At 60.8% G+C, this 12,768-nt stretch carries 10 protein-coding genes and 2 tRNA genes; 9 read left to right on the forward strand and 3 right to left on the reverse strand.

The genetic code is table 11. The features are described from left to right. Positions 1 to 46: 46 nt before the first annotated feature. Positions 47 to 133: transfer RNA gene (locus N805_RS24920), tRNA-Leu, on the reverse strand. Between the two features lie 88 nt (positions 134 to 221). After that, positions 222 to 308: transfer RNA gene (locus tag N805_RS24925), tRNA-Leu, on the reverse strand. A gap of 272 nt (positions 309 to 580) precedes the next feature. Here N805_RS24925 and rnr point away from each other — a divergent pair. The 8 genes from rnr (at position 581) to N805_RS24965 (ending at position 11,228) form a co-directional block, all read left to right on the forward strand. Beyond that, the gene (rnr, locus tag N805_RS24930) at positions 581 to 3,166 is read left to right on the forward strand and encodes a ribonuclease R (protein ID WP_019471347.1); all 2,586 of its coding nucleotides are present in this window, start codon (positions 581 to 583) and stop codon (positions 3,164 to 3,166) included. Further along, positions 3,163 to 3,909: a 23S rRNA (guanosine(2251)-2'-O)-methyltransferase RlmB gene (rlmB, locus tag N805_RS24935; protein WP_019471348.1), complete on the forward strand. Its 747-nt coding sequence runs from the start codon at positions 3,163 to 3,165 to the stop codon at positions 3,907 to 3,909. The genes rnr and rlmB overlap by 4 nt, the downstream gene beginning before the upstream one ends. Before the next feature lie 304 nt (positions 3,910 to 4,213). After that, positions 4,214 to 4,639, forward strand: a complete 426-nt coding sequence (gene rpsF, locus N805_RS24940) for a 30S ribosomal protein S6 (RefSeq protein ID WP_003249557.1) — start codon at positions 4,214 to 4,216, stop codon at positions 4,637 to 4,639. 28 nt (positions 4,640 to 4,667) lie between these two features. Beyond that, on the forward strand, positions 4,668 to 4,898 hold the full coding sequence (gene rpsR, locus N805_RS24945; protein ID WP_003249563.1) for a 30S ribosomal protein S18: 231 nt from the start codon (positions 4,668 to 4,670) through the stop codon (positions 4,896 to 4,898). 33 nt (positions 4,899 to 4,931) lie between these two features. Continuing rightward, the gene (locus N805_RS24950) at positions 4,932 to 5,795 is read left to right on the forward strand and encodes a hypothetical protein (RefSeq protein ID WP_016489435.1); all 864 of its coding nucleotides are present in this window, start codon (positions 4,932 to 4,934) and stop codon (positions 5,793 to 5,795) included. A 20-nt stretch (positions 5,796 to 5,815) separates the two neighbouring features. Next, positions 5,816 to 6,262: a 50S ribosomal protein L9 gene (rplI, locus tag N805_RS24955; RefSeq protein WP_012316464.1), complete on the forward strand. Its 447-nt coding sequence runs from the start codon at positions 5,816 to 5,818 to the stop codon at positions 6,260 to 6,262. A gap of 113 nt (positions 6,263 to 6,375) precedes the next feature. Continuing rightward, positions 6,376 to 7,773, forward strand: a complete 1,398-nt coding sequence (gene dnaB / locus N805_RS24960) for a replicative DNA helicase (protein WP_019471349.1) — start codon at positions 6,376 to 6,378, stop codon at positions 7,771 to 7,773. Between the two features lie 1,154 nt (positions 7,774 to 8,927). Beyond that, positions 8,928 to 11,228 carry a YgiQ family radical SAM protein gene (locus N805_RS24965; protein WP_026034455.1) on the forward strand — a complete coding sequence of 767 codons (2,301 nt, stop codon included), beginning with the start codon at positions 8,928 to 8,930 and terminating at the stop codon, positions 11,226 to 11,228. 129 nt (positions 11,229 to 11,357) lie between these two features. Here N805_RS24965 and N805_RS24970 read toward each other — a convergent pair whose 3' ends face one another. Further along, a complete protein-coding gene (locus tag N805_RS24970; protein WP_019471457.1) occupies positions 11,358 to 11,945 on the reverse strand; it encodes a TIGR00730 family Rossman fold protein in 588 nt (195 codons plus the stop codon). 350 nt (positions 11,946 to 12,295) lie between these two features. Between N805_RS24970 and azu the strand changes: the two genes are divergently transcribed. Then, the gene (gene azu / locus N805_RS24975; RefSeq protein WP_026034454.1) at positions 12,296 to 12,745 is read left to right on the forward strand and encodes an azurin; all 450 of its coding nucleotides are present in this window, start codon (positions 12,296 to 12,298) and stop codon (positions 12,743 to 12,745) included. The last annotated feature ends 23 nt before the right edge of the window (positions 12,746 to 12,768 follow it).

Consider the following 12,768-nt stretch of genomic DNA (forward strand, 5'->3'; position numbering starts at 1 on the left):
AACGCAGGCAAGAAAAAACCCACTAGCAAGCTAGTGGGTTTTTGTATGGTGCCCAGGAGAAGACTCGAACTTCCACGACCTTGCGGTCACTGATACCTGAAACCAGCGCGTCTACCAATTCCGCCACCTGGGCAAAGCTTTACATCATCTGTAGAAGGCGACTATCGTTCGCTTTCACACAGTAGTAACAGATCCTTGGTCATCTGTTACTTGAAAATATTTGGTGCCCAGGAGAAGACTCGAACTTCCACGACCTTGCGGTCACTGATACCTGAAACCAGCGCGTCTACCAATTCCGCCACCTGGGCACACATTCGAGATTAAAAGATGCTTTACAGCGCCGTTCATCTCTACTACAACGTCGGGGTTGTCCGTCGTTGTGGTGCGCACTATACGGACGCTCCCCAAGGCTGTAAACCCCCCAATCAAAAAAAATTTCAAAAAATTCAACTTGTTGATTCCACAGGCCTATTACCGTTCTGGATGCACAGCAGTGGGGGCTGTCCAAGGCAGACATTTCCGGTTTCAATAGGCCTATGCCAGAATTCCTATCTATATACCCCAAGGTGAACCCCTTCTGATGGCCGATTGGCAATCCCTCGATCCCGAGGCCGCTCGCGAAGCGGAAAAATACGACAACCCCATTCCCAGCCGTGAGCTGATCCTGCAGCGCCTTGCCGACCGCGGCGAGCCCGCTGCGCGCGAGGAGCTGGCGAAAGAGTTTGGTCTGTATGAAGAAGACCAGATCGAAGCCCTGCGCCGCCGCCTGCGTGCCATGGAGCGCGATGGCCAGCTTATCTATACCCGGCGCGGCACTTATGCCCCGGTGGACAAGCTCGACCTGATCTGCGGCCGTATCTCCGGCCACCGCGATGGGTTTGGTTTCCTCATTCCCGATGATGGCAGCGATGACCTGTTCCTCAGCCCGTCGCAGATGCGCCTGGCTTTCGATGGCGACCGCGCGCTGGCGCGTGTTTCCGGTACCGACCGCCGTGGGCGCCGTGAAGGCGTGATCGTCGAGGTCATCTCCCGTGCCCATGAAAGCGTGGTCGGCCGCTACTTTGAAGAGGGCGGCATCGGCTATGTAACCCCGGACAACCCGAAGATCCAGCAGGAAGTGCTGGTGACCGCCGGGCGTAACGGTGGTGCCAAGATCGGCCAGTTCGTCGAGATCAAGATCACCCACTGGCCAACACCGCGCTTCCAGCCGCAAGGCGACGTGGTGGAAGTCATCGGCAACTACATGGCGCCGGGCATGGAAATCGACGTTGCCCTGCGCAGCTACGACATCCCGCACGTCTGGCCCGATGATGTGGTCAAGGAAGCGCGCAAGTTCCGCTCCGAAGTCGAAGACAAAGACAAAGAGAAGCGCGTCGACCTGCGTCATCTGCCGTTCGTCACCATCGACGGTGAAGACGCCCGCGATTTCGATGACGCTGTCTATTGCGAACCGCTGGGCAAGCTGCGCCTGTTCTCCGGTGGCTGGCGCCTGTATGTGGCCATCGCCGACGTGTCCAGCTACGTGCGCCTTGGCTCGGCCCTGGACGTCGAGGCCCAGCAGCGCGGTAACTCGGTGTACTTCCCCGAGCGCGTGGTGCCGATGCTCCCCGAAGAGCTGTCCAACGGCCTGTGCTCGCTGAACCCGCACGTCGACCGCTTGGCCATGGTCTGTGAAATGACCATGAACAAAGCCGGCCAGATGGTCGACTACCAGTTCTACGAAGGTGTCATCCACTCCCACGCCCGCCTGACCTACAACAAGGTCAGCAGCATGCTCGAGCACGCCCGCACCCGTGAGGGCAAGGCGCTGCGCGAGGAGTACAAGGCGGTCGTGCCTGACCTGAAGAACCTGTACAACCTGTACAAGGTGCTGTTGGATGCCCGCCACACCCGCGGTGCCATCGACTTCGAGACCCAGGAAACCCGCATCATCTTCGGCGATGAGCGCAAGATCGCGGAAATTCGCCCGACCGTGCGCAACGAAGCCCACAAGCTGATCGAGGAATGCATGCTGGCGGCCAACGTGGCCACCGCCGAGTTTCTGCAGAAGCACGGCGTGCCGGCACTGTACCGCGTGCACGACGGCCCGCCGCCGGAGCGCCTGGAAAAACTGCGTGCCTTCCTGGGTGAGCTGGGCCTGAGCCTGCACAAGGGCAAAGACCCGTCGCCGAAGGATTACCAGGCCCTGCTGGCGAGCATCGCCGGGCGCCCGGATTTCCACCTGATCCAGACGGTCATGCTGCGCTCGCTGAGCCAGGCCGTTTACAGCACCGAGAACAACGGCCACTTCGGCCTGAACTACGAGGCTTATACCCACTTCACCTCGCCGATCCGCCGTTACCCGGACCTGCTGGTGCACCGCGCCATCCGCAGCATCATCCGTTCCAAGGTAGACACCCCGCACGTCAAGCGTGCCGGCGCCATGAGCATCCCCAAGGCGCGCATCTACCCGTACGACGAAAACACCCTCGAGCAGCTTGGCGAGCAGTGCTCGATGACCGAGCGCCGGGCTGATGAAGCCACCCGTGACGTGGTCAACTGGCTCAAGTGCGAGTACATGAAGGACCGCGTGGGCGAAACCTTCCCAGGCGTGATCACCGCGGTGACCGGCTTCGGCCTGTTCGTCGAGCTGACCGATATCTATGTAGAAGGCCTGGTGCACGTCAGTGCGCTGCCGGGCGACTACTACCACTTTGACCCGGTCCACCACCGCCTGTCCGGTGAGCGCACCGGGCGCAGCTTCCGCCTGGGCGACACGATTGAAGTCAAGGTCATGCGTGTTGACCTGGACGAGCGCAAGATCGACTTCGAAGTGGCCGACAAGACGCTGGCTGCGCCGATTGGCCGCAAGCAGCGCGGCGCCGCGCCGGCTGCCGACAAAGCCGACAAGCCCGAGCCAGCACCGGTCGAGGCCAGGGCCACGCCGAAGCCGCGCAGCCGCAAGAGCGAAACCTCCGAGGCGTATTTCCCGAAAGACGCCGTGCAGCGTAACGCCGAAGTGCGCAAGAGCCGTGAAATGAAAAAGGCGCTGATGAGCGATGCCCGCACCGGCAGCTCGTCGAGCAGCAAGTCGGACAAAGGTGGCAAGGCCGCCGGCAAGCCGACCAAGCACCGTAAAGGCCCGCCGAAGTCCGGTGCGCCACGCAAGAGCAAGAGCAAGTCATGAGTCAGCTGGAAAAGATCTACGGCGTGCATACCGTGCAGGCATTGCTGAAGCACCATCCGAAGCGGGTCAAGCAGATCTGGCTGTCGGAAGGGCGCAGCGAGCCACGCCTGCAGACGCTGCTGGCGCTGGCTGCGGAAAACCGCGTGCAGGTTGGCCAGGCCGAGCGCCGTGAGATGGATGCGTGGGTCGAAGGCGTGCACCAGGGCGTTGTCGCCGAGGTGAGCCCAAGCCAGGTGTGGGGCGAATTGATGCTCGAAGAGTTGCTCGAGCGCACCGAAACGCCGCCGCTGATCCTGGTACTGGACGGTGTCACCGACCCGCATAACCTTGGCGCGTGCCTGCGCACGGCCGATGCGGCCGGTGCCACGGCGGTGCTGGTGCCCAAGGACAAGTCGGCGACCCTGACGCCTGTAGTGCGCAAGGTGGCGTGCGGCGCGGCAGAGGTGATTCCGCTGGTGGCCGTGACCAACCTGGCGCGCACGCTGGAGAAACTGCAGCAGCGTGGCCTGTGGGTGGTGGGTACTGCCGGCGAGGCCGAGCAGGAGATCTACCAGCAGGACCTGACCGGGCCTCTGGTGATGATCATGGGCGCAGAAGGCAAAGGCATGCGCCGGCTGACCCGTGAACATTGCGACTTCCTGGTGAAGTTGCCGATGGGCGGTAGCGTCAGCAGCCTGAACGTTTCGGTGGCGACCGGGGTTTGCCTGTTCGAAGCCGTGCGTCAGCGTCAGGCCAAGCGCTGATCTTCACCCTGTTCCGGCCCATTCGCGGGCGCGCCCGCTCCCACAGGCTTTTCACTGGCTTTCAAGCAGTGGGGCGCTGTGGGAGCGGGTTTACCCGCGAAAGGGCCGGTAGCCTGTGAATATGTTTCAGGCTGTTCAAATATTCGCCAATTGCCTTGCTTGTGCGCCACGCCTTCTCTACAATTGCGCCCCTTGCCGAGCTGGCAGGCGCTCATGTGCCTCCCCTCCGTGCAAGACATACAGTGTCATTCACTCCTTGTCTGACCAGATACGCTGGCAGACTACTAACCCGTAAGGAGCATTCATGCGTCATTACGAAATCATCTTCCTGGTTCACCCGGACCAGAGCGAGCAAGTCGGCGGCATGGTTGAGCGTTACACCAAGCTGATCGAAGAAGACGGTGGCAAAATCCACCGCCTGGAAGACTGGGGCCGTCGTCAACTGGCCTACGCAATCAACAATGTTCACAAGGCTCACTACGTGATGCTGAACGTTGAGTGCACCGGCAAGGCCCTGGCCGAGCTGGAAGACAACTTCCGCTACAACGATGCCGTTATCCGTAACCTGGTCATCCGTCGCGACGAAGCCGTTACCGGCCAGTCCGAGATGCTGAAGGCTGAAGAAAACCGCAGCGAGCGCCGTGAGCGTCGTGAGCGTCCTGAGCATGCTGACTCCGCCGAAGGCGACGACAGCAATGACAGCGACTCCAGCGATAACGCTGACGAGTAATCCACGGACCTTTAGAGGAGCCTATTAAATGGCACGTTTCTTCCGTCGTCGTAAATTCTGCCGCTTCACTGCTGAAGACGTGAAAGAGATCGACTTCAAAGATCTCAACACCCTGAAAGCTTACGTATCCGAAACCGGCAAGATCGTTCCAAGCCGCATCACCGGTACCAAAGCTCGTTATCAGCGTCAGCTGGCTACCGCTATCAAGCGCGCCCGCTTCCTGGCCCTGCTGCCCTACACCGACAGCCACGGCCGCTGAGACCGGGCCGTCGACAAGCAGTAAGGGATTAGCATGCGAGCGTTAGCAAGTTTCATCATGCGCGGTCGTGTGCAGGCCACCCTCGTGGTGGTCATCAGCGCGGTACTGCCGCTGCTGTTCTGGTTGAGTGCCGCTGCCTGCAGCCTTGTGCTGCTGCGGCGTGGGTTCAAGGATGCTACAACGGTCATCGCCGGCGGCCTGCTGGCGGGTCTGGCCGTGTGGGTCATGGGCGATCCCATCACCTTTCTGGTGATTGCGGGTGCCCTGGCCCTGGCCGCCATGTTGCGTGCCGAGCATCCCTGGAGCCGGGTGTTGCTGGTCAGTGCCGTGTTCGCCGTGGCTTTCAGCCTCGTGCTCGATCTGGCGCTGGCACAAACCTTCGATGTGCTGGCCAAGGCGTTTGCCGAAGCCATGCCGAAAATCGAGGGGCAGCCGGTACTCTCCGGTGAGCTGATCCGCCCTGTGCTGGTCGCTTCCACAGCAGTGACGGTGCAATTGTTCAGTGTGCTGGCCTTGGTGCTGGCGCGCTACTGGCAGGCAGCGTTGTACAACCCTGGAGGCTTCGGTCGCGAGTTTCGCGCCCTGAAGTTGCCAAAACAGACCATGGCGGTCTTGGTGGCAGTGATGGTGGTGGCTCCGTTTATCGGGCCGCAGTTCATCATCCTGGCATCGGCTTCGAGCCTGGTACTGGTACTGGCCGGCATCGCTTTGATGCATGGGCTGGTGGCACAGGGCCGACTGGCCGGTTTCTGGCTGGTGGGCATGTACGTAACGCTACCGCTGATCATGCAGCTGATTTATCCGTTGCTGGTGGTTTTGGCCATTGTCGACAGCCTGATTGATTTTCGCGGTCGCAAGTCCCCCAAGGGGAATGACTCCGCGAACGGTGAAGGTTAAAAGTTAAGAGGTTTTACCAAATGGAACTGATCCTGCTGGAAAAAGTCGCTAACCTGGGCAACCTGGGCGACAAAGTAAAAGTTAAGGCTGGTTACGGCCGTAACTTCCTGCTGCCATTCGGCAAGGCCACCGTTGCCAACGCCGCCAACCTGGCTGCGTTCGAAGAGCGTCGCGCCGAGCTGGAAAAAGCAGCTGCTGACCGTAAATCGTCGGCTGAAAGCCGCGCTGCCCAACTGGCCGAGCTGGAAGTGACCATCACTGCCACCGCTGGCGACGAAGGCAAGCTGTTCGGTTCGATCGGCACCCACGACATCGCTGACGCCCTGACCGCCTCCGGCGTTGAAGTGGCCAAAGCTGAAGTTCGTCTGCCGAACGGCACCATCCGTCAGGTTGGCGAATACGACGTAGCCGTGCACCTGCACAGCGACGTTGAAGCCACCGTACGCGTGGTCGTCGTAGCTGCCTAAGCTGCGCTAACTGGCTGGCTCCTTGCGGGTCAGGCGGTTAACATCGGGCACGGTCCTGTTTAGTACAGGCCGTGCCCTTTGTCTTTTTCATCCTCCAGAATTATTTCGTGGCCATGAACGAGATCACCACCTCCGAACAGCTAGACCTGCAAACCGCCGCCCTGAAGGTGCCGCCGCATTCCATCGAGGCCGAACAGGCCGTGCTCGGTGGCCTGATGCTGGACAACGAGGCCTGGGAGCGAGTGCTGGACCAGGTGTCGGACGGCGATTTCTACCGGCATGACCACCGGCTGATCTTCCGCGCCGTGCACAAGTTGGCCGATGCCAACCAGCCATTTGACGTGGTGACCCTGCACGAGCAGCTGGACAAGGAAGGCCTGTCCTCGCAGGTAGGCGGCCTGGCTTACCTGGCCGAACTGGCCAAGAACACCCCGTCCGTGGCCAACATCAAGGCCTACGCCGCGATCATTCGCGAACGGGCCACACTGCGCCAGCTGATCAGCATCAGCACGGACATTGCCGACAACGCGTTCAACCCGCAGGGGCGCAACGCTGCAGAGATTCTGGACGATGCCGAGCGGCAGATCTTCCAGATCGCCGAGGCACGGCCAAAGACCGGCGGCCCGGTAGGTGTCAACGAGCTGTTGACCATGGCCATCGACCGCATCGATACGCTGTTCAACTCCGACAGTGATATCACCGGTATTTCTACCGGCTACACCGACCTGGACGAGAAAACCAGCGGCCTGCAGGCAGCCGACTTGATCATCGTCGCCGGCCGTCCGTCGATGGGTAAAACCACCTTCGCCATGAACCTGGTGGAAAACGCCGTGCTGCGCAGCGAAAAGGCGGTGCTGGTGTTCTCCCTCGAGATGCCAGGTGAATCGCTGATCATGCGTATGCTGTCGTCCCTGGGCCGTATCGACCAGACCAAGGTGCGTTCCGGCCAGCTGGACGACGACGACTGGCCGCGGCTTACCTCCGCAGTCAACCTGCTCAACGACCGCAAGCTGTTCATCGACGATACCGCCGGCATCAGCCCGTCGGAAATGCGTGCGCGCACGCGTCGCCTGGCGCGTGAGCACGGTGAAATCGGCATGATCATGGTCGACTACCTGCAGCTGATGCAGATCCCGGGCTCTTCCGGTGACAACCGCACCAACGAAATTTCCGAAATCTCCCGCTCGCTCAAGGCCCTGGCCAAGGAGTTCAACTGCCCGGTCATTGCCCTGTCGCAGCTGAACCGCTCCCTGGAACAGCGCCCCAACAAACGCCCGGTGAACTCCGACTTGCGTGAATCGGGTGCAATCGAGCAGGACGCCGACGTGATCATGTTCGTGTACCGGGACGAGGTGTACCACCCCGAGACCGAGCACAAGGGCGTGGCCGAAATCATCATCGGTAAACAGCGTAACGGCCCCATTGGCTTCGTGCGCTTGGCGTTTATCGGCAAGTACACCCGCTTCGAAAACCTTGCGCCGGGCATGTACAACTTCGACGATGACGAGTAAAGGGCGATTGCTGTTGGGGGTTCAAGCACTAGGGGCTGACTCCGTATTGCATGAAGGCGGCCATGTACTCGTCGCGGCAATTTCAGCGTCTATGAGATCGAGCGCCGCTCGATCTGACAGGCGCAGCAACCTGTCAATAATCAGATTTTTCCCGTTGCGCGTAGGCCATTTCTGAAATAGCTTCCTACGGCCTTTACACCATTGCGGTGGTTTTCTGGGCGGCCTAGTCTGGCCCTGTCGTTGGAAAAACAGCGACCGGGCCTGCAAGCCTGATCAGGAACGAATGTTGTTCACCGCAAGCCAATGGCACGCCATTGGGCTCGCTTGATGGTGGCTGCGTGCGGGAGGTTTTCGAACCTGCCGGTTTTCGTTCTCTGTCCGGTCTTGCAGACCCGTACGTGGCCGCCACCCATCACACTGCAAGTCATGAGTGCGGCTCTATGTGAATCTACAGAGAGCTATAGCATGCTGAAAATTTTTCCCGATCCACCCCTCAATCCCCTTTCCTTGAACACAGCTCTACTCAGGCCGAATGCCCACCGTAAGGCTTGATTGATATTGCGCCTGGCCGGGCCCTTTCGCGGGTGAACCCGCTCCCACAGGATCACCACAGCTTTCAGGCTTGCACAGTACCTGTGGGAGCGGGCGTGCCCGCGAAAGGGCCGGCATGAAGCAGTGAGGGGTTGGCCTTCAGGCTGCATGAAGGCCGCCGTGTGTTCGACACAGCAGTTTCTGCGCCTGTGAGATCGAGCGCCGCCCGCGCGGCGCATCGCGAGCAAGCTCGCTCCTACGTTTGTTTCGGGCCAGTTTCGCCTGTGACAGGCGCGCGCGACCGCCTTGTTTGTACGACGCGATATCGCGCCATGCGCCAAGGCGTTCGCGCGCAAATCCCCCAGGAAAAATTGGCCCGAAACAAACGTAGGAGCGAGCTTCGCTCGCGATGCGCCGCGCGGGCGGCGCTCGATCTCACAGGCGCAGAAACTGCTGTGTCGGACACCTTGCGACTCCACCACAAGCCTCAAGCCATGCACCTGGCAGCCTTCACCCAACCGTCGCCCAACCCACCAATCCCCACGAAGACAGTCGGATTTGGTCAAAATTTGTGCTATATTCCGCGCCCGCGATTTCCCTGCACACCAGAACCGGTCACTGACATGCAAGCAGCCAAACCACTCTACGACTATCCCAAGTACTGGGCCGAATGCTTCGGGCCAGCACCTTTCCTGCCGATGAGCAGGCAGGAGATGGATCTGCTCGGCTGGGATTCCTGCGACATCATCATCGTGACCGGTGATGCCTACGTCGACCATCCGTCGTTCGGCATGGCCATCATCGGCCGCCTGCTGGAAGCCCAGGGCTTTCGCGTAGGTATCATCGCCCAGCCGAACTGGCAGTCGAAAGACGACTTCATGAAGCTTGGCGAGCCGAACCTGTTCTTCGGCGTGGCCGCGGGCAACATGGACTCCATGATCAACCGCTACACCGCCGACAAAAAGATCCGTTCCGACGATGCCTATACCCCTGGTGGCCTGGCAGGCAGCCGTCCGGACCGCGCCAGCCTGGTGTACAGCCAGCGCTGTAAGGAAGCCTACAAGCATGTGCCGATCGTACTCGGCGGCATCGAGGCTTCGCTGCGCCGCATCGCCCACTACGACTACTGGCAGGACAAGGTGCGTCACTCGATCCTGATCGACGCCAGCGCCGACATCCTGCTGTTCGGCAACGCCGAGCGTGCGGTGGTGGAAGTGGCCCAGCGCCTGGCCAGTGGCGAGACGATCGAGAGCATCACTGACATCCGCGGCACCGCGTTCGTGCGCCGTGATACCCCGCAGGGCTGGTACGAGATCGACTCCACCCGCATCGACCGCCCGGGCCGCGTCGACAAGATCATCAACCCGTACGTGAACACCCAGGACACCCAGGCCTGCGCCATCGAGCAGGCCAAGGGCGACCAGGAAGACCCGAACGAAGCCAAGGTGGTGCAGATTCTCGACAGCCCGGCCGTGACCCGGGAAAAGTCGGTAATCCGCCTGCCTTCGTTCGAAAAGGTGCGTAACGACCCGGTGCTCTATGCCCACGCCAACCGCGTGCTGCACCTGGAGACCAACCCGGGCAACGCCCGCGCCCTGGTGCAGAAGCACGGCGAAGTGGATGTGTGGTTCAACCCGCCACCCATCCCCATGACCACCGAAGAAATGGACTACGTGTTCGGCATGCCTTACGCCCGTGTGCCGCACCCGGCCTATGGCAAGGAGCGCATCCCGGCCTACGAGATGATCCGTTTCTCGGTGAACATCATGCGTGGCTGCTTTGGTGGCTGCACCTTCTGCTCGATCACCGAGCATGAAGGCCGCATCATCCAGAACCGCTCGCACGAGTCGATCCTGCACGAGATCGAAGAAATGCGCGACAAGGTGCCGGGCTTCACCGGCGTGGTCTCCGACCTTGGCGGGCCGACCGCCAACATGTACCGCATCGCCTGCAAGAGCCATGAAATCGAGAAGCACTGCCGCAAGCCGTCGTGCGTGTTCCCGGGTATCTGCGAAAACCTCAACACCGACCACAGCTCGCTGATTGAGCTGTACCGCAAGGCGCGCGCCCTGCCAGGTGTGAAGAAGATCCTGATCGCCTCGGGCCTGCGCTATGACCTGGCCGTGGAGTCGCCGGAGTACGTCAAGGAACTGGTAACCCACCATGTTGGCGGCTACCTGAAGATTGCCCCGGAGCACACCGAGCGTGGCCCGCTGGACAAGATGATGAAGCCGGGCATCGGCTCCTACGACCGCTTCAAGCGTATGTTCGAGAAATACTCGAAAGAGGCGGGCAAGGAGCAATACCTGATCCCGTACTTCATCGCCGCACACCCGGGCACCACCGACGAAGACATGATGAACCTGGCCCTGTGGCTGAAGGGCAACGGCTTCCGCGCCGACCAGGTGCAGGCGTTCTACCCGTCGCCGATGGCATCGGCCACGGCCATGTACCACTCGGGCAAGAACCCGCTGCGCAAGGTGACCTACAAGAGTGAAGGGGTTGAGATCGTCAAGAGCGACGAGCAACGCCGCCTGCACAAGGCGTTTTTGCGCTACCACGACCCGAAGGGCTGGCCGATGCTGCGTGAAGCCCTGGAGCGTATGGGCCGCGCCGACCTGATTGGGCCGGGCAAGCACCAGCTGATCCCGTTGCACCAGCCGCAATCCGACACGTATCAGAGCGCGCGCCGCAAGAACTCGACGCCAGCGGGCAGCCACAAGGTGGGCAAGGACCAGAAGATCCTCACCCAGCACACCGGCCTGCCACCGCGTGGCAGCGATGGCAGCAAGCCGTGGGACAAGCGTGAGAAGGCCAAGGCCGAGGCGTTTGCGCGTAACCAGCAGGCGGCCAAGGAACGCAAGGAAGCAGCCAAGGGCGGCAAGGGTAACAAGAAGCCGCGTCAGCCCGTTATTCCGCGCTGATTGATCTATTTTGGGGCTGCTTTGCAGCCCTTTCGCGGCACAAGGCCGCTCCTACAAGAAACCGCGATTCCCTGTAGGAGCGGCCTTGTGCCGCGAAAGGACCGCAAAGCGGTCCCAAAAATCTCAGCTTCAATCAGGCTGCTTGTCGACCCACTTCGGCACCACCGGCGCCACAAAACGGTCCATCCCGTCCAGCAGCGCGTCCGGCTGCTGCCCCAGCAGCAACATCGCCCGATGTTGCGGCCGCACAAAGCCTTCTTCGACGATATGGTCGAGGAACCCGCCCAGTTTCTCGTAGAAGCCGTTCACATCCAGCAGCCCCAGTGGCTTGGCGTGATAGCCCAGTTGCCCCCAGGTCCAGACTTCGAACAGTTCTTCCAGCGTACCCAGCCCACCCGGCAGGGCGATGAAGGCATCGCTCAGCTCGGCCATGCGTGCCTTGCGTGCATGCATGCCGTCGACCACTTCCAGGCGGCTGAGGCCCTTGTGGCCGATTTCGGCGTTCATCAGGCTTTCGGGAATGATCCCGATCACTTCGCCACCGGCCGCCATGGCCGCGTCGGCTACGGTGCCCATCAGGCCGACCGCACCGCCGCCATAGACCAGGGTCAGGCCGCGACGCGCAATGGCCTGGCCAAGTGCGATGGCGGCTTCACGGTAGGCAGGGTTGGCGCCGATGCTGGCGCCGCAGAACACACAAACGGAACGTACGGGCATTGCTCATCTCCTGTCACTCAGGTGGACAGGGTACGGCGCATGCCCGTCGCTTCCAAGGCCGTGTTCATTCCGGGCGGGAGAATTCGCAGATGGCACCCGTGGCCCCGTGGGCATAGGCGGCGAGCAGGCTGTTGATGAAGGCAGAGATGGGCATTTGGTATTGCTCCTAAATGAGAGGTTGTCCCATCGTCTAGTAAAAGGGCATGATGTGCTCTTAGATTGGTTGTATACAATCCATTGAACAATTCTACTGGCTGGCCTGTTGACACCCCCCTTGACCCATATCAGCAAGGGGCCGAACGGTTTCAGGCAGTCTCGCAATTGATAAAACCCTGCCAAGGAGATTCATGATGTTTGCGAAAGCTGTAGCGGTATCCCTGCTGACCCTCGCCAGCGCCTCTGTCTTTGCAGCCGAATGCTCGGTGACTGTCGAATCGACGGACCAGATGTCCTATACCACCAAGGAATTCACCGTCGACAAGAGCTGCAAGGAGTTCACCGTCAAACTGACCCACTCCGGCAACCTGCCGAAGAACGTCATGGGCCACAACCTGGTGATCAGCAAGACTACCGACATGCAGGCCATTGCCACTGAAGGCATGACCCAGGGCATCGAAAAGGGCTACCTGAAGGAAGATAACGCCAACATCATCGCCCACACTGCGATGATCGGCGCACCGGAAAAAGAGACCGAAGTGAAGTTCGACACTTCCAAGCTGGAAGCCGGTGGTGACTACAGCTTCTTCTGCACCTTCCCGGGCCACATCTCGATGATGAAAGGCAAGGTCGTCGTCAAGTAATGACAGCTGTGTAGGCCTCTCGG

Origin of the sequence: Pseudomonas putida S13.1.2, from assembly GCF_000498395.2 — a bacterium.
Classification (GTDB): domain Bacteria; phylum Pseudomonadota; class Gammaproteobacteria; order Pseudomonadales; family Pseudomonadaceae; genus Aquipseudomonas; species Aquipseudomonas putida_Q.

Bases quoted from the DNA above. Each gene is read 5' to 3' on its own strand.
- dnaB (WP_019471349.1), top strand. From the start codon at position 6,376: ATGAACGAGATCACCACCTCCGAACAGCTAGACCTGCAAACCGCCGCC.
- N805_RS24950 (WP_016489435.1), top strand. From the start codon at position 4,932: ATGCGAGCGTTAGCAAGTTTCATCATGCGCGGTCGTGTGCAGGCCACC.
- rlmB (WP_019471348.1), top strand. From the start codon at position 3,163: ATGAGTCAGCTGGAAAAGATCTACGGCGTGCATACCGTGCAGGCATTG.
- rnr (WP_019471347.1), top strand. From the start codon at position 581: ATGGCCGATTGGCAATCCCTCGATCCCGAGGCCGCTCGCGAAGCGGAA.
- azu (WP_026034454.1), top strand. From the start codon at position 12,296: ATGTTTGCGAAAGCTGTAGCGGTATCCCTGCTGACCCTCGCCAGCGCC.
- N805_RS24970 (WP_019471457.1), bottom strand. From the start codon at position 11,945: ATGCCCGTACGTTCCGTTTGTGTGTTCTGCGGCGCCAGCATCGGCGCC.
- rpsF (WP_003249557.1), top strand. From the start codon at position 4,214: ATGCGTCATTACGAAATCATCTTCCTGGTTCACCCGGACCAGAGCGAG.
- rpsR (WP_003249563.1), top strand. From the start codon at position 4,668: ATGGCACGTTTCTTCCGTCGTCGTAAATTCTGCCGCTTCACTGCTGAA.
- N805_RS24965 (WP_026034455.1), top strand. From the start codon at position 8,928: ATGCAAGCAGCCAAACCACTCTACGACTATCCCAAGTACTGGGCCGAA.
- rplI (WP_012316464.1), top strand. From the start codon at position 5,816: ATGGAACTGATCCTGCTGGAAAAAGTCGCTAACCTGGGCAACCTGGGC.